Source organism: Paracoccus endophyticus (assembly GCF_003286075.1).
Lineage (GTDB): Bacteria > Pseudomonadota > Alphaproteobacteria > Rhodobacterales > Rhodobacteraceae > Paracoccus > Paracoccus endophyticus.
Genome location: NZ_QLUV01000011.1, coordinates 47,303 through 66,652 on the forward strand (window position 1 = coordinate 47,303; position 19,350 = coordinate 66,652).

Here is a 19,350-nt window from a genome sequence, read left to right on the forward strand (position 1 = left end):
CCACGCCGGACGTGCGTCCCCGGACCGTGCTGATCACCGGCTGCTCGTCGGGGATCGGGCTGGACATGGCGCGGCGGATGCACGCGCGGGGCTGGCGCGTCATCGCCACCTGCCGGCGCGCCGAAGACCTGGCCGCCCGCCGGGCCGAGGGGATGGCGGTCCTTCCGCTTGATTTGGCAGACGAGGACAGCACCCGCTCCTGCGCCGAGGCGGCGATGGCGATGGGGCCCATCGACGCGCTGGTCAACAACGCGGCCTTTGCCCTGCCCGGCGCGCTCGAGGACCTGCCGCGCGGGGGCCTGCGCGCCATCTTCGAGGCGAACCTGTTCGGCACCCATGATCTGACCCGCCGCCTGATACCCCAGTTCCGCGCCCATGGCGCCGGGCGGATCGTCAACGTCAGCTCGGTGCTGGGCCTGATCGGCATCCCCTGGCGGGGCGCCTATGTGGCGACCAAGTTCGCGCTGGAGGGGATGACCGATGTCCTGCGGCAGGAATTGTCGGACACCCCGATCCGCGTGGTGCTGATCGAGCCCGGCCCGATCACCAGCCGCATCCGCGCGAACTCGATCCCTCATTTCGAACGGTGGATCGACTGGCAGTCCAGCGCGCGGGCCGATCACTATCGCGCCAGCCTGCTGCGCCGGCTTTACCAGCCGTCCGGGCCGGATCGGTTCGAGCTGCCGCCCGCCGCGGTCAGCGACCGGCTGGTGCACGCGCTGGAAAGCCCGCGCCCGCGCGCGCGCTATGCCGTCACACGGCCCACCGTCGTCGTCGGGATCGCGCGGCGCGTGCTGCCCACCCGCGCACTGGACTGGGTGGCCCGGCGCAGCTAGGGTTCCCGCGAAAGGCGGTGGCGCCATGCAGGACAAGCCTCTGTTCATCCTGGCCGCGCTGGCGGTCCTCGCCGTCACGGCGATCCTGGCCACCGGCATCGGCGGCTTTGCGCGCGGCGGCGAATTCAACCGCAAGCACGGGAACCGCCTGATGCGATGGCGGCTGATCGCGCAGGCGGTGGCGATCGCGCTCATCATGGCATTCGTCTGGTTGCGAGGGAACTGACATGGTCGTGCTGAACCGGATCTACACCCGCACGGGCGACGGCGGCGACACGGCGCTGTCGGACGGCAGCCGGGTGCGCAAGCACGACCCGAGGGTCGAGGCCTACGGCACCGTGGACGAGCTGAACGCGACCCTGGGGCTGGCGCGGCTGCACGCGGCAGGCGAGATGGCCGACCGCCTCTCGGTCATCCAGAACGACCTGTTCGACCTGGGCGCAGACCTGTCGCGCCCCGGCATCGCCGCCGACGCGCAGGCGCCCTATCCGGTCCTGCGGATGATTGCCTCGCAGGTCGAGCGGCTGGAGGGTGAGATCGACGCGATGAACGCCCGCCTGTCGGCGCTGCGCAGCTTCATCCTGCCCGGCGGCACGGCGCTGGCGGCGCATCTGCATCTGGCCCGCACGGTCGCCCGGCGCGCGGAACGCTGCACGACGGACGCGGCCACCGGGGGGGACATCAACGCCGACGCGATCCGCTATCTGAACCGGCTGTCGGACTGGCTGTTCGTCGCGGCCCGGGTGGCCAACGACGAAGGCGCGGGCGACATCCTGTGGGTGCCGGGCGCCTCGCGCTGAGGCACGGGGTCCGCTGGCGGGTCGGTCCACGCCCGCTGCGCCGCAGCGTCCCGCGCGGCCACGCATTTTTTGCCCTGTCAAACGCCCGTCCCCGTCGCTATCTCCATGCGCAGGTTTTGAACGCAATACAGGGGAGAGAGGCCGATGAAGGTTCTCGTGCCGGTCAAGCGGGTGATCGACTACAACGTGAAGGCGCGTGTAAGGTCTGACGGGTCTGGCGTGGATCTGTCGAACGTGAAGATGTCGATGAACCCGTTCGACGAGATTGCGGTCGAGGAGGCGATCCGCCTGAAGGAGAAGGGCGCGGCCTCCGAGGTCGTCGTCGTCTCGATCGGCGTCAAGCAGGCGGCCGAGACGATCCGCACGGCGCTGGCGATGGGGGCGGACCGGGGCATCCTGGTGGTGGCGGCCGACGACGTGCACCAGGACATCGAGCCCCTGGCGGTGGCCAAGATCCTCAAGGCCGTGGTGGAGCGCGAGCAGCCCGGGCTGGTGATCGCGGGCAAGCAGGCGATCGACAACGACATGAACGCGACGGGGCAGATGCTGGCGGCGCTGCTGGGCTGGGGGCAGGCGACCTATGCCTCCGAGATCGCGATCGAGGGGGATGCGGCGCGGGTCACGCGCGAGATCGACGGCGGGTTGCAGACGCTCAGCGTGCGGCTGCCGGCGGTGGTCACGGCCGACCTGCGGCTGAACGAGCCGCGCTATGCGAGCCTGCCCAACATCATGAAGGCCAAGAAGAAGCCGCTGGAGGAGACGACCGCCGCCGATCTGGGGGTGGACGTGACGCCGCGGCTGACGGTGGTGAAGACGGCCGAGCCTGCGGGGCGCAAGGCGGGCGTCAAGGTCGGCTCGGTGGACGAGCTGGTTGCGAAACTGAAAGAAGCGGGGGTGGTGTGATGGCCGTTCTTCTGGTCGCCGAACTCAACAACGGCAAGGAACTGGCGGTGGACGCCACCGCCAAGGCGCTGACCGCGGCCAGGACGCTGGGCGAGGTGACGGTGCTGGTCGCGGGCCACGACTGCCACGGGGCCGCGGACCGCGCGGCGACGCTGGACGGCGTCGCCAGAGTGCTGTGCATCAGCGCGCCAGCGCATGCGCACGGGCTGGCCGAGCCGCTGGCCGACCTGATCGTGGGGCTGGCGGGCGGGTTCAGCCACATCGTGCTGCCCTCCACGGCCAGCGCCCGCAACATCGCGCCCCGCGTCGCGGCGCTGCTGGACGTGATGGTGATCCCCGACGTGATGGAGGTGGTGGACGCCGACACCTTCGCCCGGCCCATCTATGCCGGCAACGCGGTCCAGACGGTGCGGTCCGCCGACCGCGTCAAGGTGCTGACGGTGCGGACCGCCAGCTTCGAGGCGGCAGGCACGGGCGCGGCCGCGGCCCCGGTCGATCACAACGAGGTCGCGGGTGATGCGGGCGGGCTTGCGACCTGGGTCGAGGACAAGGTGGCGGCCTCCGACCGGCCCGAGCTGACCTCGGCCAAGCGGATCGTGTCGGGCGGGCGGGCGCTGGGGTCCAAGGACGCCTTCGCCATCGTCGAGGCGCTGGCCGACAAGCTGGGCGCGGCGGTCGGCGCCAGCCGGGCCGCGGTCGATTCGGGCTATGCCCCCAACGACTGGCAGGTGGGCCAGACCGGCAAGGTGGTGGCCCCCGAGCTCTACATCGCCGCCGGCATCTCGGGCGCGATCCAGCACCTTGCCGGGATGAAGGACAGCAAGGTCATCGTCGCCATCAACAAGGACGAGGAAGCCCCCATCTTCCAGGTCGCCGACTACGGACTGGTCGGCGACATCTTCACGATCCTCCCGGAACTGACGGAAAAAATCTGAGAGGGAATTGAGAGGGACTGGGGCATCGCCCCCGAACCAGCCGCCCGCAGCCCCGCTGCGGGCGGTTTGCCATTGCCGTTGCGTCCGGGTTCGCCCTATCGTCACGACGGTCAAACGGCAGGAGAAGAGCATGGCGGTTCAGTCGGTGGGCGTCGTCGGCGCGGGTCAGATGGGCAACGGCATCGCCCATGTGTTTGCGCTGGCAGGCTTCGACGTGCTGATGACCGACATCTCGCGCGAGGCGATGGACAAGGCCGTCGCCCTGATCGACCGCAACCTGGAACGGCAGGTCGGCCGCAACAAGATCACCGCCGACGACAAGGCCGCCGCGATGGCCCGCATCAGGACGACCGAGACGCTGACCGACCTGGGCGCCTGCGACCTGGTGATCGAGGCCGCCACCGAACGCGAGACGGTCAAGCAGCAGATCTTCGACGCGCTGCTGCCGCACCTGACGCCCGACACGATCCTGACGTCCAACACCTCGTCCATCTCGATCACGCGGCTGGCCAGCCGCACCGACCGGCCCCACAAGTTCATGGGTTTTCACTTCATGAACCCCGTCCCGGTCATGCAGCTGGTCGAGCTGATCCGCGGCATCGCCACCGACGACGCCACCTATCGCACCATGCTGGGCGTCGTCGAAAAGCTGGGCAAGACCGCCGCCAGCGCCGAGGATTTCCCGGCCTTCATCGTCAACCGCATCCTGATGCCGATGATCAACGAGGCGGTCTATACGCTGTACGAGGGCGTGGGGAACGTCAAATCCATCGACGAGTCGATGAAGCTGGGCGCGAACCATCCCATGGGGCCGCTGGAACTGGCTGATTTCATCGGGCTGGACACCTGCCTGGCGATCATGAACGTCCTGCACGAGGGGCTTGCGGACACCAAGTACCGCCCCTGCCCGCTTTTGACCAAATACGTCGAGGCGGGCTGGCTGGGCCGCAAGACCGGGCGGGGGTTCTACGATTATGCGGGCGACACGCCGGTGCCGACCCGGTGACGGAACAGAAGCGCCGCCCGCGGCTTGGTGTCGGGCCATGTGAAAGACGCGCATCGTGACGCTGCACCAGTCCTTGCCCCTGGGCGATCCCGCCGCGCCGGCTGACGTGACCGTGCGCCTGATGGGGCTGGCGACCGCCCTGCCCCCTCATGTCCTGCGCCAGTCCGACGTCATCGCGCGCGCGCGAGAACTGCTGGCGCCGCGCTATCCGCAGTTCGAGCGGATCGTCACCGCCTTCGAGAACGCCGGCATCGACAAGCGCAGCTCCGTGGTGCCGATGGACTGGTTCGGCGGCCCGCACGGGTGGAAGGCGCGCAACGACGCCTATCTGGCGGGCGCGACGGCGCTGTTTCAGGACGCGGCCGCCGGCGCGCTGGCGGCCGCGGGGCTGGAGGCCGCGCAGATCGACACGATCGTCACCGTCTCGTCCACCGGCGTCGCCACCCCCACGATCGAGGCGCGGGCGGCCCGTGCGATGGGATTTCGCGCCGACGTGCAGCGGGTGCCGCTGTTCGGGCTGGGCTGCGCGGGGGGCGTCACGGGCCTGTCCATCGCCCGCGACATGGCCGCGGCGCGGCCCGGATCGCGCGTCCTGATGGTCGCGGTCGAGACCTGCACCCTGCTGTTCCGCATGGACCGCATGGACAAGGCCGACATCATCGCCACCGCGCTGTTCGGCGACGGCGCGGGGGCGGTGGTGCTGGGGTCGGGCGCGGGCGACCACGGGCCTGCGGTTGGGCGGGGCATCCAGCACATGTGGCCGAGCACGCTGGACATCATGGGCTGGGACGTGGACGACATCGGGCTGGGGGTCATCTTCGACCGCTCGATCCCGGCGTTTGCCGAGGCGGAACTGGCGCAAGCGGCGGCCGCGATGCGGCCCGGGATGGGCGACACGCCGGTGGCGCGCATGGTCTGCCACCCCGGCGGGGCCAAGGTGGTGACCGCGATCGAGGCCGCGCTGGACCTGCCCGACGGCAGCCTTGACGCCGAACGCGCGGTGCTGCGCGATGCGGGCAACATGTCGGCGCCAACGGTTCTGTTCGTGCTGGAACGGGTTCTGGCCAGGCGCCCGACGGGTCGGCTGATGCTGTCGGCGCTGGGGCCGGGGTTCACCCTGTCGATGCTGCCGCTGGACCTGTGATGGGCGCTGCGCTGTTCATCGGCTTTCTGGTCGTGCAGCGGCTGGCCGAGCTGGCGCTGGCGCGGCGCAACACCGCGCGGCTGATGGACCGCGGCGCGGTCGAGCATGGCGCCGCGCATTATCCGCTGATCGTGGCGCTGCACGCGGGCTGGCTGGCCTGCATCGCGGTCCTTGGCTGGGGGCAGCCGGTCCACGCCGGCTGGCTGGCGCTGTTCGTGCTGTTGCAGGGGTTGCGGCTGTGGATCCTGGCCACGCTGGGGCCGCGCTGGACGACGCGGATCATCGTCACGGGCGAGCCTCTGGTCCGCCGCGGCCCGTTCCGGTGGCTGCGCCATCCGAACTATGCGCTGGTCGTGGCGGAAATCGCCGTCGCCCCGCTGGTGCTGGGGCTTGTGGGGGTGGCGGCAGCGTTCACCGTCCTGAATGCCGTCGTCCTGTCGATCCGCCTGCGGGCGGAAAACCGGGCGCTTTATTCCTGACGCGCAGGCCCGCCGTTAACGTTTTCTCGACAGAGTCGTGCTTTGCTGCACCGGCAACAGGCCAGAGGATCCCATGCGCACTTTCTTCGTGAACTCGTTCGAGCGTGTCGTCGGCGTCATTGTCGTTCTGATGGGGATCGCCATCGTGGTCGCGGCCTTCGCGGCGCTGACCCAGCCGCAGGGCGGGGTGCTGCCCTTCCTGGCTATCCTGGCGGGCGGCTTTGTCTATCTGGTGCTGATGGCGGGCTTTGTCTATCTGCAGATCGGCATCCACGCCAACACGAAACGGGCCGCAGACGCGGCCGAGGCGGTGCTGGCGCGGCGCGCGGTCTAGCGCGGCTTCGCCCCGCCGATCCGGGGCTCGGTCCCCGCCAGCAGGCGCTGGATGTTGGCGCGGTGGCGCAGGACGATCAGCACCGCCATGAACAGCGTGACACCGGCGAGCCCGCGCAGGCCCCAGATCAGGGCAAAGACGGGCGCGCCCGCGGCCGCAACCAGCGCCGACAGCGACGAGAGGCGCGTGATCGCCGCCGTCGCCAGCCACAGCGCGCAGGCCATCACACCCAGCGCGGGAAACAGCGCCAGCGTCGTGCCCAGAAACGTGGCGACCCCCTTGCCGCCCCGAAAGCCCAGCCAGACGGGAAACAGATGGCCCAGAAAGGCCGCGCCGCCGGCCGCCAGCGCGGCCGCGTCGCCCGCCAGCCAGCGCGCCAGCAGGACGGCCATGGCGCCCTTGCCGCTGTCCAGGATCAGCGTCGCCAGCGCCGCACCCTTGTTGCCGGTGCGCAGCACGTTGGTCGCGCCGATGTTGCCCGACCCGATGGCGCGCAGGTCGCCCAGGCCCAGCGCGCGGGTGATGACGATGCCGAAGGGGATGGACCCCAGCAGATAGCCGCCCACCGCGGCGGCGATCAGGGTCGGCGCGTCAGCCATGATCGCCCCCGAACACGCGTGTGCCGCCGACCCAGGTGCCCAGCACCCGCCCCTCCATCCTTGTGCCGTCGAAGGGGGTGTTCTTGGACTTGGACCGCAGCGCGAAACGGTCCAGCACAAAGGGCGCGTCGGGGTCGAACAGCACCAGGTCGGCCGGCGTGCCCGCGGCCAGCCGACCCCCGGGCAGTCCCAGCCGCGTGGCGGGATTCAGCGACAGCGCACGCCACAGCTGCGCCAGCCCGACGCCGCCCTGGTGATACAGCCGCATCGCGGCGGGCAGCAGGGTTTCCAGCCCGACCGCGCCGGGGGCCGCGACCTCGAACGGCAGGCGCTTGGCCTCCTCGTCCTGGGGGGTGTGAAAGCTGCCGATCACGTCGATGCGGCCGTCGGCCACCGCCTCGACCAGGGCCATGCGGTCGTCCTCGGAGCGCAGGGGCGGGGTCAGGCGAAAGAACGTGCGATAGTCGCCGACATCGTATTCGTTCAGCGTCAGGTGATGGATGGACGCGCCGGCCGTCACGTCCAGCCCCGCCGCCCGCGCCCGGTCCAGAACCGGCAGGGCGGCGGCCGTGGTGATCTGGTCGGCGTGCCAGCGCACCCCGGTCAGTTCCGCCAGCGCCAGGTCGCGTTCCAGCCCCATGCGTTCGGCCATCGGCGACACCGCCGGGATGCCGTAAAGCGAGGCGAACTTGCCCGCCGTCGCCGCAGCACCCCGCGATAGCCCCGCGTCCTGCGGATGGCCCACGATCAGCGCGCCGAGGCCGCGCGCATAGGCCATGCAGCGCGACAGCAGCCGCGTGTCGGTGACGACCCGCACCCCGTCGGTGAAGGCCAGCGCGCCCGCGTCCATCAGGAATCCCATCTCGACCATCTCGCGCCCCTCGCGCGCGCGGGTCAGCGCGGCCTGGTGGCGGATGCGGACCGGCTGTTCGGCGGCGCGGCGGGTCACGAACTCCAGCCCCTCGGGCGTGTCGATGGGGGGCAGCGTGTCGGGCCGGGCGACGATGGTGGTCACGCCCCCCGCGGCGGCGGCCAGCGCCGCCGAGCGCATCGATTCGCGGTGCCGCTCGCCCGGCTCTCCGATCTTGACGCCCCAGTCCACGATCCCCGGCGCAAGGCAGCGGCCGCCGCAGTCGATGACGGTCGCGCCTTCGGGCGCGTCGCCGTCCAGCGCGACGATGGTGCCATCCTGCACGGTCAGGCTGCCGGGTTCGTCGCTGAGCGCCTGGGGGTCGATCAGGCGGGCGTTCTGGAAGTGCAGGATCATCGGGCAGCCCTTGTGGCGGTCACGGCCGCAGCCGCGGGATCGGCAAGCGACGCGACCGCCGTGCGGCCGTCACGGCGGCGCGGGGCCTCAGACATAAACGCCCCCACCCGCCGCCCGTGCGCCGCGTTCGGCCCGCAGGTTGCGCGCCAGCAGGTCCATCGCAGCCATGCGGACGGCCACGCCCATCTCGACCTGGTCCTGGATGACGCTGCGGTTGATGTCGTCGGCGATGGTGCCGTCGATCTCGACGCCGCGGTTCATCGGGCCGGGGTGCATCACGATGGCATCGGGTTTCGCCAGCGCCAGCTTTTCGGCATCCAGCCCCCAGCGGTGGAAATATTCGCGCTCGGACGGGATGAAGCCGCCGTCCATGCGCTCCTTTTGCAGGCGCAGCATCATCACGACGTCGGCATCCTGCAGTCCCGCGCGCATGTCCTCGTGGATCTCGCAGCCCCAGTCGGCCGCACCGCGCGGCATCAGCGTCGCGGGCCCGACCAGCCGGACGCGGTTTTCCATCTTGCCCAGCAGGATCAGGTTCGACCGCGCGACGCGGGAATGGGCGATGTCGCCGCAGATCGCCACGGTCAGCCGGTGCAGCCGCCCCTTGGCGCGCCGGATCGTCAGCGCGTCCAGCAGCGCCTGGGTGGGATGCTCGTGCCGCCCGTCGCCGGCGTTCAGCACGGCGCAGTTGACCTTGCTGGCCAGCAGGTTCACCGCGCCGCTGTTGGGGTGGCGCACCACCAGCAGGTCCGGCTGCATGGCGTTCAGCGTCAGCGCGGTGTCGATCAGCGTCTCGCCCTTTTTCACGCTGGACTGGGCGACGGCCATGTTCATCACGTCCGCGCCCAGCCGCTTGCCGGCCAGCTCGAAGCTGGACTGGGTGCGGGTCGAGGCCTCGAAGAACAGGTTGATCTGGGTCAGCCCCTCAAGCGCGTCGCCGTGCTTCACGGTGCGGCGGTTCAGGGCGACATAGGTTTCCGCCAGATCCAGCAGGGTGGTGATCTCGGCCGGGGCCAGCGGTTCGACCCCAAGAAGGTGACGGGCGCGGAACGTCATGGGGGCCTCTCGTTGTCCGCGGCCTCTATCGCAAATGGGGGGACCGCGGGCAAGCCGGACGCGCGGTCCGACCGCACCGCCGCCGCGACAGGCGAACCGGGCCACGGCCTTTGGCGATACGGCCATCACACTCCGCCCGGGGGGGGGGGTCGGGCCGGGCCGGGCCGGGCCGGATCAGGCGTGGCCGGCCGCGGCGGACAGCATGGTCGGGTCGATGCCCAGCGACTTCAGCGCCGCCTGCCACTTGTGGCTGTTGTCGGTGCCGAACACGATCTCGTCGCCCGGCTCGGCGGTCAGCCAGCCGTTCGCCATCAGCTCGCTTTCCAACTGGCCCGCGTCCCAGCCCGCATAGCCCAGCGACAGCACCGCCCGGTCGGGGCCGCGCCCGCGGGCGATGTCTTCCAGGATGTCGCGCGTCGTCGTCATCGCCAGACCGCCCTCGCCGATCCGCATGCGCCCGCCCTCGACCTCGTCACCCGCGGTCGCGTCGTCCTGGCGCAGGCGGTGCAGCACGAATCCGCGCCCCGGCTCGACCGGGCCGCCGAAATGGACGGGCAGCGCCGGCACCTCGCCCTGGGTGTCGATCCCCAACTGGCCCAGCAGGTCGGCAAAGCGGATCTCGGGCAGCGGGCGGTTCAGCACCAGCCCCATCGCGCCCTGCTCGCCATGCGCGCAGACCAGCACGACGGACCGGGCAAAACGGGGGTCGTTCATCCCCGGCATCGCGATCAGCAGCTTGCCGGTCAGGCTTTCGGTATCGGTGGGGGTCATCGCGGTTCCTTTCCCCCTGAACATCGGTGCGCGGGGACGCGTCTGCAAGATCACGCGCGGGGTGGGGCGGGGCAGCGTGGCGAAGTTGTGACTTTTCGCCGCGCGGCAGGCACCCTATCTGGGTCACATGCGCCCCGGACACACACCCGCCCTTGCGTTCACCCTGCTGCTTGCCGCGGTCATGCCCGCGTCGGCCGACGACCTGCCCCCCGGCATCACGTCGGCGCAGCTTCTTCCTGGCCATGTGGCCCCCGACGGCACCCGGATCACGGCGCTGGACCTGCGGCTGAAGCCGGGCTGGAAAACCTATTGGCGCAGCCCCGGCGACAGCGGGGTGCCGCCGCAGTTCGACTGGTCGGGTGCGGCCAACGTCGCGCAGGCGACGCCGCTGTGGCCCCGGCCCGAGGTGATCGACTCGGGCGGCGAGCGCACCCTGGGCTATCATGACCGGCTGGTGCTGCCGATCGCGCTGACCCCGGCGGCGCCCGGCCAGCCAATGGGCGGGCAGGTCGCCATCGATCTGGGCGTATGCGAGAATGTGTGCGTGCCTGTGCATGTCCTGCTTGACCTGCCCGCGCCGGAGCCGGCCGGCGCGCCCGCCGACCCGCTGATCGCGGCGGCCCTGTCCAGGGCGCCGGACCAGGGCAACGCCGCATTGGACTGCACCCTGACCGACATCGCCGACGGTGTTCAGGTCGCCGCCGGGCTGGCCGCGTCCGCCGACCCCGACACCGTCGCCGCGATGGAGCTGGCCGAGCCCGGCGTCTGGGTCTCGCAGCCCGACCTGCGGCACGAGGACGGCCGGCTGACCGCGACGGCCGATTTCGTGGGCCCCACCGGAAAGCCCTTTGCGCTGGACCCCGCCAAGGTGCGCCTGACCCTGATCGACCCGCAGGGCGCAGTCGAGTATCAGGGCTGCGCGGGCTGATCCGCGCCCAGCCGTGCCTTCAGTGACAGCAGGTCGGCCCAAGCTTCGCGCTTGGCGATGGGGTTGCGCAGCAGATAGGCCGGATGGGTCATCGGCAGCGCGGGACGGCCGAACGCCGTTCCCCATTGCCCCCGCAGGCGCAGGATGCCCTGCTGGCCCAGTCCCGCCTGCGCCGCGGCATTGCCCATCAGCACGACGACCTGCGGCGCCGCCAGGTCGATGTGGCGCGCCACAAAGGGCAGCATCGCGTCGATTTCCGCCGGTTCGGGGCGGCGGTTGCCCGGCGGCCGCCAGGGCAGCACGTTGAGGATGTAAAGCGCCGCATCCGGGTCGGGCGCCGTGCGCGACAGCCCGATGGCCGCGAACATCTGGTCCAGCAATTGCCCGGCACGGCCCACGAAGGGGCGGCCCTGCCGGTCCTCCTCCTCTCCCGGCGCCTCGCCCAGCACCAGGACGCGGGCGCCGGGGATGCCGTCGGCAAAGACAAAGCTGCGCGCGCCCTTGCGGATGTCGAGGCCGTCGAACCCCTGCTGCGCCGCCGCCAGATCGGCCAGCGTCGTGGCGCGCGCCGCCAGCATCGCGGCCTGGCGCGGAAGGTCGTCGCCGTCGAAAAGCCCCCCGGGCCCCGCCCCGGCCGTCCCCAGCGGGACCTCGGCGCGGACAGGCTGCGTCGCGGCAGGGGCCAGGGCGGCAACGGCCGCGGCCGCCGGGTCGCGCAGCGGCTCGGCAAAGCGGTCCACGGGCGCGTCCAGCATCGGCTCGTCCACGCCCATCTCGCGCTGCCAGTCCAGCAGCGCAAGCGCAGTCGCGGCGTCCAGCGCCACGCCGTTCCATGTGGGGTCGGCCGTCATGGCCGCACGCTAGGGCCAAGGCGGCCGCGCGGCAAGCCGCGCCGCAGGACCGGCTCAGCCCTCGCGGGGCGCGGCCGCCCGGCGCAGGCGGTCGTTGATCGCCCGCCCCAGCCCGGTTTCGGGCACGCGCGCCACGGCGATGGGCCGGCCCAGCCGGTCGGCCGCGCGCAGCAGGTTAAACAGCCGCGCCGCCGCCTCGGTCAGGTCGCCCGAGGCCGACAGCGTCAGCCCGCCCGCGCCCGCGGGGCCGAATCCGATGAACGTCTCGCCCGGCTCGGCCCGCGCGGCGTTCAGGCGCAGGGGCGCGCGGGGGGCATAGTGGCTGGACAGCTGCCCCGGCGCGTCGGGGGCGTCCAGGTCGCCCCCGCGGACCAGGGCTGCGCCCAGCGCGGCCTCGATCGCCTCGGCCGGGATGCCGCCCGGGCGCAACAGCGCCGCGCGACCGTCGCGCCAGCCCAGGATCGTCGATTCGACGCCGACCGGGCAGGCCCCGCCGTCGATAACGGCGGCGATGCGGCCCGCCAATCCCCCTTCGGGGTCCAGCACATGCGCCGCCGTGGTCGGGCTGATCCGCCCCGAGGCATTGGCCGAGGGCGCGGCCAGCGGCCCGCCGAACGCGGCCAGCACCGCTTGGGCGACGGGATGGGCGGGCACGCGCACGCCCACCGTGTCCAGCCCCGCGGTGACGATCCCGGCGATGCCGCTGCCCGGGCGCAGCGGCAGGACCAGCGTCAGGGGACCGGGCCAGAACGCCGCTGCAAGCGCAAGGGCGTCGCCCTCCAGCACGGCGATGGCCTGCGCCGCCGCCACGTCGGCAACATGGACGATCAGCGGGTTGAACGCGGGCCGCCCCTTGGCCGCATAGATGCGGGCCACCGCCGCCCCGTTCCGGGCGTCGGCCGCCAGCCCATAGACCGTCTCGGTCGGCAGCGCGACGGCCTCGCCCGCCGCCAGCAGGGACGCGGCGCGGGCAATGCCGGCCGGATCGGGATGCAGGATCACTGTGTGCATCGGGGCCCTGACGCGGGGTTCGGGTTGCGGCCAAAGCTGCGGCGGTTAGGCTGCGGTCATACGGGGATTACGCGCGCGCCCGCCGATTGCAAGCGGCGCCCGCAACGGGGAACGCACATCATGGCCTATCGCGCGCCGATCGACGACATCGCCTTTATCCTGAACCACGTCGTGCCGATGGGGCCGGTCGCCGCGACCGACCGCTTCGCCGAGGCGACGACCGACACCGTGGACGCCATCCTGACCGAGGCCGGGCGCATGGCGACCGAGGTTCTGGCCCCCCTGAACCGCGCGGGCGACCTGACCCCGGCGCGGCTGGAAAACGGCGCGGTGCGATCCTCGCCCGGTTACGCCGAGGGGTTTCGCGCCATCGCCGAGGGCGGCTGGATCGGGCTGAGCGCCGACCCCGCGTTTGGCGGCGCGGGACTGCCGCAGACGCTGAACGTGGCGGTGGGCGAGATGATGGCGGGCGCCTGCCTGGCGCTGCAACTGAACCCGCTGCTGACGCAGGGCCAGATCGACGCGCTGGATCACCACGGCAGCGAGGCGCTGAAGGCGCTGTACCTGCCCAAGCTGATCTCGGGCGAGTGGAACGGCACCATGAACCTGACCGAGCCGCAGGCCGGGTCCGACGTCGGCGCGCTGACCACGCGGGCCGAGCGGGCCGATGACGGCAGCTATCGCATCACCGGGCAAAAGATCTACATCACCTGGGGCGACAGCGACGTGAACGAGAACACCTGCCACCTGGTGCTGGCCCGCCTGCCTGATGGCGGCGCGGGCACGCGCGGGATCAGCCTGTTCATGGTCCCCAAGCACCTGCCCGACGACAACGGCCGGCCGGGCGTGGCCAACAGCCTCAAGGTCGTGTCGCTGGAACACAAGCTGGGCATCCACGGCAGCCCCACCTGCGTGATGAGCTTCGAGGGCGCAAAGGGCTGGGTGGTCGGCCCCGAACACAAGGGCATGGCCGCGATGTTCACGATGATGAACGCGGCGCGGCTGGCCGTGGGGATGCAGGGCGTCGCCGTGGGCGAGGCTGCGTTGCAGCACGCCGCGCACTATGCCGCCGAACGCAACCAGATGGGGCTGATCATCGGCCACCCCGACGTGCGCCGGATGCTGGCCACCGGCCGCGCCGAGGTCTTTGCCGCCCGCGCCATCTGCCTGGCCTGCGCGCAGGCGCTGGACCTGGCCCGCGCCACCGGCGATGCCGAACAGGCCGCCCGCGCGGCGTTCCTGACCCCCATCGCCAAGGCCTATGGCACCGATGTCGGCTGCCGGGTCGCCGACATGGGCGTGCAGGTCCACGGCGGCATGGGCTATGTCGAGGAGACGGGCGCCGCCCAGTATCTGCGCGACGTCCGCATCACGCCCATCTACGAGGGCACGAACGGCATCCAGGCCATGGACCTGGTCGGGCGCAAGATGATGGATCAGGGCGAGGCCGCGCTGCGCCTGATCGACGAGGTGATGGACGGCGCCAAGGCCGCGCAGGCCACCCTGCCGGACCTGGCCGGAGAGGTGTGGCAGGCCGCCGAAACCCTGCGCGAGGCGACGCAGGCGCTGCTCGATCAGGGGTCGGCGGACCGGTTCGCCGGGGCCGTGCCCTATCTGTCCGCCTTTGCCCGCGTGCTGGGGGCGCATTTCCACCTGCTGGCGGCGCAATCGGGCGATCCGGCGCGGCTGGCGCTGGCACGGGTCCATGTCGCGCGCATCCTGCCCCGCGCCGCCGCCGACCTGGTCGAGGCGCGCGTGGGCGTGGCGGACCTGAACGCGGTGCCGGACGCAGCCTTCGCGGGGGCGGCATGAGCGTGGCCGACGGCGGCGTCCTGCCGCCGGAGGCCGACGCCGAGGCCAAGGCGGACGCCGCCGACCTGATCGCCGCCCCGCCGCCCGCTGCCAGCGGGGTCCAGCATCCCTGGTCCGACCCGCCCGCCGAGGGCGCGGTGACCCGGATCGCCGACGGCGTGCTGTGGCTGCGCCTGCCGCTGCCGATGCGGCTGGACCACGTCAACTGCTATGCCCTGCGCGACGACGACGGCTGGACCATCGTGGACACCGGCTTCGACACCCGTCGCACCCGCGCGATCTGGCAGACGCTGCTGGACGGTCCGCTGGCGGGCGCGCCGGTCGTCCGGGTCCTGGCAACGCACCAGCACCCCGACCACATCGGGCTGGCGGGCTGGTTCCAGTCGCGCGGCGCGGCGCTGCTGACCAGCCGCACCGCCTGGCTGTTCGCGCGGATGCTGGCGCTGGACGTGCAGGACCGCGCCACGGCCGAGCAGGTGGACTTCTGGCGGCACGCGGGCATGGACCCCGACCGGCTGGCCGCGCGGATGGCCGAGCGGCCCTGGAACACCCGCGACGTGACCCACCCCCTGCCCCTGGGCTATCGCCGGGTCCGCGACGGCGACGTGCTGCGCCTGGGGGGCCGCGACTGGCGCGCGGCGACCGGCGAGGGGCACGCCGCCGAACACCTGACCTTGTGGTCGCAGGACGACGACCTGGTGATCGGCGGCGACCAGCTGCTGCCGGGGATCTCGCCCAACCTCGGCGTCTATCCGACCGAGCCCGACGCGGACCCGGTCGGCGACTGGATCGCCTCGTGCCGCCGGATGGCCGCGCTGGCGCAGGACAGGCATCTGGTGCTGCCGGGCCACAAGCTGCCCTTCACCGGTCTGCCCGCCCGGCTGGCACAGCTGGCCGACAACCACGAATCGGCGCTGACGCGGCTTGCCGCGGCCCTTGCCGACACACCGCGCACTGCCGTCGGGTGCTTTGACCTGCTGTTCCGCCGCCGGATCGCGGACGCCGAATACGGTCTGGCGCTGGTCGAGGCGGTGGCCCACATCAACGCGCTGCGCCGTCGCGGACGTGTGTGGCCGGCAGGCCAGACCCCCGACGGCGGCCTGCTGTGGAGGGCGTGACAGCACCGCGGCGATGGGCTAGCACCATGGCGACGATTGACACGCCCCCGCGCAGGAGACGCAGATGGCCAGCCCGCAGCACCACGACGACCGCGATCATCACGACCACGGCACGATGGACGTGACCGGCCACCAGCGCACGTTCAACGGCTTTGTCCGCGTGTCGATGTGGGCCGCTGTCGCCTCGATCGCCATCCTGATCTTCATGGCGCTGGCGAACGCCTGACGCGACATCTGCCGACCGCCCGCAGAGGCGGCGGCCGGACGAGGGGACATCATGCAGCGGCGACATTTCCTGGCGCTGGCCTTGCCGGCGGCGCTTGCGGCTTGCGGGGCCGACAACAAGCTTGCCGATCCGGCGATCGTGCGGGCCGCGCGCTACACCTCGCCCGAGCCGCCGTCGCTGACGCTGTTCACGGTCATCGGCATCCCGCGGGGCGAGGGCGCGCATTCCGCGCTGATGATCAACGGCAGCCAGCGGGTGATCTTCGACCCGGCCGGCAGCTGGGAACACCCGCGCATCCCCGAACGCGGCGACGTGCTGTACGGGATCACCGACAACTTCAAGCGCTTCTACATCGACTACCACGCACGCTCGACCTATTGGGTGGCCGAGGACACTGTCCCGGTCAGCCGCGAGGTGGCCGACCAGGCGATCCGCGTGGTCGAGGCGAACGGCGCGGTGAACAAGTCGTTCTGCTCGGTGGCGACTGGGGGCGTGCTGAACCAGCTTCCCGGCTTCCAGGGCGCGCCCACCGCCTTCAGCCCGCTAAAGCTGCGCAACTGGTTCCTGGCGCTGCCGGGCGTCACGTCGAAACGGCACATGGACGGCGACCCGGCCAACAACCATGACGTGCTGCTGCGGCAGAAAAGCGGCGCGATCGAGGGGTATCAGGACGGCGCGCTGATCGTCCAGCGCTGACGCCGCCCGGACCGGCCGCCCTGCGGGCGGTCAGATCAGCGTCATCGCCGCGACCAGGGTCAGCCCGCCCCCCAGGATCGCCGCCAGCGTGTTGCGCGTGGCCAGTCCGACCAGGACCGTCACCGCCGCCGCCGCGATCCGCGCCGGCTCCGGCCGCCCGCCGGTCGCGGCGGGCCAGGCGACCAGCGGCGCAACCAGCGCCGGCAGCACGGCAACCGCGGTGTAGCGCAGCAGCCGCTGCGCCCAGAGCGGCAGGGGCCGGTTGCCCATCACCCCCAGAAACGACCAGCGGATCAGGAAGGTGCCCACCGCCAGCACGGCGATGATCCCCCAGATCTGGGCGTCCGACCAGCCTTGCATCTGCGCGCTCATGCGCCCCCCGCCGGGCCGTGGGCGGCGGCGCGGGCGCGGGTGCGCTCGACCCGCGTCTCGACCAGCGCGCCGGCGGCCATGCCCAGGGGCGCCGCGATCAGCAGCCCCGACCCCGACGGCAGCCCCGCCAGCGCCAGCGCGGCCAGCACGGCCACCACCGCCGCCGCGACATGGGCGCGGGTCCGCAGCATCGGCGCGATCATCGCCAGAAAGGTGATCGGCACCGCGAAATCCAGCGGCCAATGCGCCGGGATCGCGTTGCCCGTCGTGGCGCCCACCCATGTCACCAGTGCCCACGTCGGGCAGCACACGACCGAGGCGCCCAGGAAATAAGCCGCCCGCTGCGCGATCGTCAGCCGCGGGTGGCGTTCGTAATGCTGGATCGACATGCCATAGGTCTGATCCACCAGAAGATAGGCGAACAGCGCCCGCTGCCACGCCGGGGCGTGCCCCAGATAGGGCGTCAGCGAGGCGGAATACATCGCCATCCGCAGGTTCACCGCCAGCGCGGAGGCCAGCACCAGCAGCGTCGGCGCCTGGTCGGTCATCAACTGGACCGCCGTGAACTGCGAGGCCCCGGCCAGCACCAACACCGAGAACCCCATCGTCTGCGACACCTCCAGCCCTGCCGCGCTGGCCACCACGCCAAACAGCAGCGCGAACGGCACCAGCACCAGCAGGAAGGGCAACGCCTGCACCATGCCGTGCCGGAACGCCTGCGCCGGGGTGCGCACCAAGGCACGCCGGTCCGCCGCGGCAGGCGGATGAGGGGGAGGAGTGGACATGATCGGGCCTTTTCGCGTGGCGCAACCATAGACGCGCAGGCACCGGGCGCAAGGCGTGGGCGAAACGCCCGGCGACCGGGGGGCGACACGGCGGCAGCGACACGGGGGCGGCGCGGTCAGCCTTTGCCCTCAGGGGGCGGTTCCGGCCACGGGCCGGGATCGGGTTCACGCACGGGGTCCGGGCGCCAGTTCGCTTGCCAGATCGGACCCGCCGTCGTAGCCTTCATCTTGCCGGTCCTGTCGTGGCCAGGGGATCAGCGCCCCGACAAGGACGCCGGTCTGCGCGCGGGGCAAGGCCAGGGCTGCGGCCGGACGCCATGGCACGCGACAGGGCGATCCACGTCCATGCCGGGGCCGACGGGCCGCATCCGTTCGGCCGGTCGAGAAGCCAAGTTCAAAAAGGGAAAAAGATGAGCAAGCGCGCCGTCCTCGTGGTCGATATCCAGAACGATTACTTCCCGTCGGGGAAATATGCCCTGACCAACATCGAGCAGGCGGCCGGGAATGCTGCCCGGGTCATCGCGGCCGCGCGCGACAAGGGGGATGAGGTGATCCACGTCCAGCACATCTTCCTTGACCCCCAGGCGCCTTTCTTCATCGCCGACACCGAGGGCGCCCAGATCCACGACACCGTCAGGCCGGCCGAGGGCGAGGCCCTTGTCGTCAAGCATCACCCGAACCCCTTCCTGGACACCGGGTTGAAGGACATGCTGGATGCCAGGGGCATCGACGAGGTCGCGGTGGTCGGTGCCATGAGCCACATGTGCATCGACGCCGCGGTGCGTGCGGCCAGCGACTTCGGCTACAAGACCACCGTGGTGCAGGACGCCTGCGCGACGCGCGATCTGGACTTCGAGGGCGTGACGGTCCCGGCCGCTCAGGTCCATGCCGCCCTGATGTCGTCGCTGGGCTTTGCCTATGCCAAGGTCACGACGACGGACGAATACGTGGCGGGCTGACGGACCCGGCCGCTGAACGGGTCCCTGTCACAACCCCGCGGTTTGCAGGGGTTCTGGCCGCGTGCCGTCCTGCGCCGCCAGGCCAGCAATCGCCTGCCGATCCGCGCGGGCGACGGGGGTCTGGCGACGGGGGCTGGCGCGATGCTTGCGCCAGACCCCTGCCCCGGCGCCGCAGGCCGCCGTCAGATTGTCAGCGGCTCTTCGCCTTCGACACGGTCGTCGAGACCACATCCTTGGTGCTGGGTGCCGCGGCGATCACCTTCGGCTTTTCCTTCTTGGGCTTCTTTTCGTCGCGCCCGCGCTTGTTCATGCCCTTGGCCATGCTGGAATCCTCCGTTGGCGGTCCATCGGACCAGACGCCAACACTACAGCTTTCCGGGCGGATGACCATGCTTTCAACGGCCCTGCCTTCCTCCGACGCAGGGCGGCGCGGGCCATGCGCGGCCCGGACCCGCGGCCCGA

The 19,350-nt window shown here is 71.6% G+C and carries 24 protein-coding genes; 15 read left to right on the plus strand and 9 right to left on the minus strand.

The window, feature by feature from the left end:
• Nucleotides 1-11 precede the first annotated feature (11 nt).
• From DPQ23_RS12260 to DPQ23_RS12300, 9 genes are all read left to right on the plus strand, one after another.
• Complete coding sequence (locus DPQ23_RS12260; RefSeq protein WP_112875075.1) at nt 12-836, plus strand: SDR family NAD(P)-dependent oxidoreductase; 825 nt, start codon at nt 12-14, stop codon at nt 834-836.
• Nucleotides 837-861: 25 nt separating this feature from the next.
• Nucleotides 862-1,062: a twin transmembrane helix small protein gene (locus tag DPQ23_RS12265; RefSeq protein WP_112875076.1), complete on the plus strand. Its 201-nt coding sequence runs from the start codon at nt 862-864 to the stop codon at nt 1,060-1,062.
• A gap of 1 nt (nt 1,063) precedes the next feature.
• Nucleotides 1,064-1,636: a cob(I)yrinic acid a,c-diamide adenosyltransferase gene (locus DPQ23_RS12270; RefSeq protein ID WP_112875077.1), complete on the plus strand. Its 573-nt coding sequence runs from the start codon at nt 1,064-1,066 to the stop codon at nt 1,634-1,636.
• 144 nt (nt 1,637-1,780) lie between these two features.
• Nucleotides 1,781-2,539, plus strand: a complete 759-nt coding sequence (locus tag DPQ23_RS12275; RefSeq protein ID WP_112875078.1) for an electron transfer flavoprotein subunit beta/FixA family protein — start codon at nt 1,781-1,783, stop codon at nt 2,537-2,539.
• Nucleotides 2,539-3,474 carry an electron transfer flavoprotein subunit alpha/FixB family protein gene (locus DPQ23_RS12280; RefSeq protein WP_112875079.1) on the plus strand — a complete coding sequence of 312 codons (936 nt, stop codon included), beginning with the start codon at nt 2,539-2,541 and terminating at the stop codon, nt 3,472-3,474. The genes DPQ23_RS12275 and DPQ23_RS12280 overlap by 1 nt, the downstream gene beginning before the upstream one ends.
• Before the next feature lie 130 nt (nt 3,475-3,604).
• Complete coding sequence (locus DPQ23_RS12285; RefSeq protein WP_112875080.1) at nt 3,605-4,480, plus strand: 3-hydroxybutyryl-CoA dehydrogenase; 876 nt, start codon at nt 3,605-3,607, stop codon at nt 4,478-4,480.
• A gap of 55 nt (nt 4,481-4,535) precedes the next feature.
• Nucleotides 4,536-5,624 (plus strand): type III polyketide synthase, encoded by a 1,089-nt coding sequence (locus DPQ23_RS12290; protein WP_240602689.1) that lies wholly within the window; start codon nt 4,536-4,538, stop codon nt 5,622-5,624.
• Nucleotides 5,621-6,103 carry an isoprenylcysteine carboxyl methyltransferase family protein gene (locus tag DPQ23_RS12295; RefSeq protein ID WP_112875081.1) on the plus strand — a complete coding sequence of 161 codons (483 nt, stop codon included), beginning with the start codon at nt 5,621-5,623 and terminating at the stop codon, nt 6,101-6,103. The genes DPQ23_RS12290 and DPQ23_RS12295 overlap by 4 nt, the downstream gene beginning before the upstream one ends.
• Before the next feature lie 73 nt (nt 6,104-6,176).
• On the plus strand, nt 6,177-6,437 hold the full coding sequence (locus tag DPQ23_RS12300) for a hypothetical protein (RefSeq protein ID WP_112875082.1): 261 nt from the start codon (nt 6,177-6,179) through the stop codon (nt 6,435-6,437).
• Here DPQ23_RS12300 and plsY read toward each other — a convergent pair.
• The 4 genes from plsY to DPQ23_RS12320 all read right to left on the minus strand — a co-directional run bounded on the left by plsY (nt 6,434) and on the right by DPQ23_RS12320 (nt 10,130).
• A complete protein-coding gene (plsY, locus tag DPQ23_RS12305) occupies nt 6,434-7,036 on the minus strand; it encodes a glycerol-3-phosphate 1-O-acyltransferase PlsY (protein ID WP_112875083.1) in 603 nt (200 codons plus the stop codon). The two genes, DPQ23_RS12300 and plsY, sit on opposite strands and share 4 nt — an antisense overlap.
• Entirely contained in the window at nt 7,029-8,303 is a 1,275-nt protein-coding gene (gene pyrC / locus DPQ23_RS12310; RefSeq protein ID WP_112875084.1) for a dihydroorotase, read from the minus strand. The genes plsY and pyrC overlap by 8 nt, the downstream gene beginning before the upstream one ends.
• 87 nt (nt 8,304-8,390) lie before the next feature.
• Nucleotides 8,391-9,359 carry an aspartate carbamoyltransferase catalytic subunit gene (locus DPQ23_RS12315; protein ID WP_112875085.1) on the minus strand — a complete coding sequence of 323 codons (969 nt, stop codon included), beginning with the start codon at nt 9,357-9,359 and terminating at the stop codon, nt 8,391-8,393.
• A gap of 174 nt (nt 9,360-9,533) precedes the next feature.
• Complete coding sequence (locus DPQ23_RS12320) at nt 9,534-10,130, minus strand: YqgE/AlgH family protein (RefSeq protein WP_112875086.1); 597 nt, start codon at nt 10,128-10,130, stop codon at nt 9,534-9,536.
• Nucleotides 10,131-10,257: 127 nt separating this feature from the next.
• Between DPQ23_RS12320 and DPQ23_RS12325 the strand changes: the two genes are divergently transcribed.
• Nucleotides 10,258-11,058 (plus strand): protein-disulfide reductase DsbD domain-containing protein, encoded by an 801-nt coding sequence (locus DPQ23_RS12325; RefSeq protein WP_112875087.1) that lies wholly within the window; start codon nt 10,258-10,260, stop codon nt 11,056-11,058.
• On the opposite strand, the gene DPQ23_RS12330 is transcribed toward DPQ23_RS12325, so the two are convergent.
• Together DPQ23_RS12330 and DPQ23_RS12335 are read right to left on the minus strand one after the other, a co-directional pair.
• On the minus strand, nt 11,040-11,909 hold the full coding sequence (locus tag DPQ23_RS12330; protein ID WP_112875088.1) for a uracil-DNA glycosylase: 870 nt from the start codon (nt 11,907-11,909) through the stop codon (nt 11,040-11,042). The genes DPQ23_RS12325 and DPQ23_RS12330 overlap by 19 nt on opposite strands.
• Before the next feature lie 54 nt (nt 11,910-11,963).
• A complete protein-coding gene (locus DPQ23_RS12335) occupies nt 11,964-12,920 on the minus strand; it encodes an L-threonylcarbamoyladenylate synthase (RefSeq protein ID WP_112875089.1) in 957 nt (318 codons plus the stop codon).
• A gap of 120 nt (nt 12,921-13,040) precedes the next feature.
• On the opposite strand from DPQ23_RS12335, the gene DPQ23_RS12340 reads away from it, so the two are divergent.
• The 4 genes from DPQ23_RS12340 to DPQ23_RS12355 all read left to right on the plus strand — a co-directional run bounded on the left by DPQ23_RS12340 (nt 13,041) and on the right by DPQ23_RS12355 (nt 16,772).
• Nucleotides 13,041-14,732 carry an acyl-CoA dehydrogenase gene (locus tag DPQ23_RS12340; RefSeq protein ID WP_112875090.1) on the plus strand — a complete coding sequence of 564 codons (1,692 nt, stop codon included), beginning with the start codon at nt 13,041-13,043 and terminating at the stop codon, nt 14,730-14,732.
• Nucleotides 14,733-14,800: 68 nt separating this feature from the next.
• The gene (locus tag DPQ23_RS12345; protein ID WP_420818586.1) at nt 14,801-15,850 is read left to right on the plus strand and encodes an MBL fold metallo-hydrolase; all 1,050 of its coding nucleotides are present in this window, start codon (nt 14,801-14,803) and stop codon (nt 15,848-15,850) included.
• A 64-nt stretch (nt 15,851-15,914) separates the two neighbouring features.
• Nucleotides 15,915-16,076, plus strand: coding sequence for an aa3-type cytochrome c oxidase subunit IV (locus tag DPQ23_RS12350; RefSeq protein ID WP_112875092.1), 162 nt, complete (start codon nt 15,915-15,917; stop codon nt 16,074-16,076).
• A 51-nt stretch (nt 16,077-16,127) separates the two neighbouring features.
• Nucleotides 16,128-16,772, plus strand: a complete 645-nt coding sequence (locus DPQ23_RS12355; RefSeq protein ID WP_112875093.1) for a hypothetical protein — start codon at nt 16,128-16,130, stop codon at nt 16,770-16,772.
• Nucleotides 16,773-16,802: 30 nt separating this feature from the next.
• On the opposite strand, the gene DPQ23_RS12360 is transcribed toward DPQ23_RS12355, so the two are convergent.
• Both DPQ23_RS12360 and DPQ23_RS12365 read right to left on the minus strand, forming a co-directional pair.
• A complete protein-coding gene (locus DPQ23_RS12360) occupies nt 16,803-17,144 on the minus strand; it encodes an AzlD domain-containing protein (protein WP_240602691.1) in 342 nt (113 codons plus the stop codon).
• Nucleotides 17,141-17,929: an AzlC family ABC transporter permease gene (locus tag DPQ23_RS12365; protein ID WP_112875095.1), complete on the minus strand. Its 789-nt coding sequence runs from the start codon at nt 17,927-17,929 to the stop codon at nt 17,141-17,143. The genes DPQ23_RS12360 and DPQ23_RS12365 overlap by 4 nt, the downstream gene beginning before the upstream one ends.
• A gap of 410 nt (nt 17,930-18,339) precedes the next feature.
• Here DPQ23_RS12365 and DPQ23_RS12370 point away from each other — a divergent pair, with 410 nt between their 5' ends.
• Entirely contained in the window at nt 18,340-18,888 is a 549-nt protein-coding gene (locus tag DPQ23_RS12370; protein ID WP_112875096.1) for a cysteine hydrolase family protein, read from the plus strand.
• A gap of 190 nt (nt 18,889-19,078) precedes the next feature.
• On the opposite strand, the gene DPQ23_RS16085 is transcribed toward DPQ23_RS12370, so the two are convergent.
• Nucleotides 19,079-19,210 carry a hypothetical protein gene (locus DPQ23_RS16085; protein WP_276310559.1) on the minus strand — a complete coding sequence of 44 codons (132 nt, stop codon included), beginning with the start codon at nt 19,208-19,210 and terminating at the stop codon, nt 19,079-19,081.
• Nucleotides 19,211-19,350 lie beyond the last annotated feature (140 nt).

What these genes read in the sequence shown, in the direction of transcription:
- DPQ23_RS12330 (WP_112875088.1), bottom strand. Translation starts at nt 11,909, where the DNA reads ATGACGGCCGACCCCACATGGAACGGCGTGGCGCTGGACGCCGCGACT.
- DPQ23_RS12300 (WP_112875082.1), top strand. Translation starts at nt 6,177, where the DNA reads ATGCGCACTTTCTTCGTGAACTCGTTCGAGCGTGTCGTCGGCGTCATT.
- DPQ23_RS12285 (WP_112875080.1), top strand. Translation starts at nt 3,605, where the DNA reads ATGGCGGTTCAGTCGGTGGGCGTCGTCGGCGCGGGTCAGATGGGCAAC.
- plsY (WP_112875083.1), bottom strand. Translation starts at nt 7,036, where the DNA reads ATGGCTGACGCGCCGACCCTGATCGCCGCCGCGGTGGGCGGCTATCTG.
- DPQ23_RS12365 (WP_112875095.1), bottom strand. Translation starts at nt 17,929, where the DNA reads ATGTCCACTCCTCCCCCTCATCCGCCTGCCGCGGCGGACCGGCGTGCC.
- DPQ23_RS12370 (WP_112875096.1), top strand. Translation starts at nt 18,340, where the DNA reads ATGAGCAAGCGCGCCGTCCTCGTGGTCGATATCCAGAACGATTACTTC.
- DPQ23_RS12325 (WP_112875087.1), top strand. Translation starts at nt 10,258, where the DNA reads ATGCGCCCCGGACACACACCCGCCCTTGCGTTCACCCTGCTGCTTGCC.
- DPQ23_RS12340 (WP_112875090.1), top strand. Translation starts at nt 13,041, where the DNA reads ATGGCCTATCGCGCGCCGATCGACGACATCGCCTTTATCCTGAACCAC.
- DPQ23_RS12355 (WP_112875093.1), top strand. Translation starts at nt 16,128, where the DNA reads ATGCAGCGGCGACATTTCCTGGCGCTGGCCTTGCCGGCGGCGCTTGCG.
- pyrC (WP_112875084.1), bottom strand. Translation starts at nt 8,303, where the DNA reads ATGATCCTGCACTTCCAGAACGCCCGCCTGATCGACCCCCAGGCGCTC.
- DPQ23_RS12335 (WP_112875089.1), bottom strand. Translation starts at nt 12,920, where the DNA reads ATGCACACAGTGATCCTGCATCCCGATCCGGCCGGCATTGCCCGCGCC.
- DPQ23_RS12275 (WP_112875078.1), top strand. Translation starts at nt 1,781, where the DNA reads ATGAAGGTTCTCGTGCCGGTCAAGCGGGTGATCGACTACAACGTGAAG.
- DPQ23_RS12315 (WP_112875085.1), bottom strand. Translation starts at nt 9,359, where the DNA reads ATGACGTTCCGCGCCCGTCACCTTCTTGGGGTCGAACCGCTGGCCCCG.
- DPQ23_RS12280 (WP_112875079.1), top strand. Translation starts at nt 2,539, where the DNA reads ATGGCCGTTCTTCTGGTCGCCGAACTCAACAACGGCAAGGAACTGGCG.
- DPQ23_RS12265 (WP_112875076.1), top strand. Translation starts at nt 862, where the DNA reads ATGCAGGACAAGCCTCTGTTCATCCTGGCCGCGCTGGCGGTCCTCGCC.
- DPQ23_RS16085 (WP_276310559.1), bottom strand. Translation starts at nt 19,210, where the DNA reads ATGGCCAAGGGCATGAACAAGCGCGGGCGCGACGAAAAGAAGCCCAAG.
- DPQ23_RS12320 (WP_112875086.1), bottom strand. Translation starts at nt 10,130, where the DNA reads ATGACCCCCACCGATACCGAAAGCCTGACCGGCAAGCTGCTGATCGCG.
- DPQ23_RS12350 (WP_112875092.1), top strand. Translation starts at nt 15,915, where the DNA reads ATGGCCAGCCCGCAGCACCACGACGACCGCGATCATCACGACCACGGC.
- DPQ23_RS12270 (WP_112875077.1), top strand. Translation starts at nt 1,064, where the DNA reads ATGGTCGTGCTGAACCGGATCTACACCCGCACGGGCGACGGCGGCGAC.
- DPQ23_RS12360 (WP_240602691.1), bottom strand. Translation starts at nt 17,144, where the DNA reads ATGAGCGCGCAGATGCAAGGCTGGTCGGACGCCCAGATCTGGGGGATC.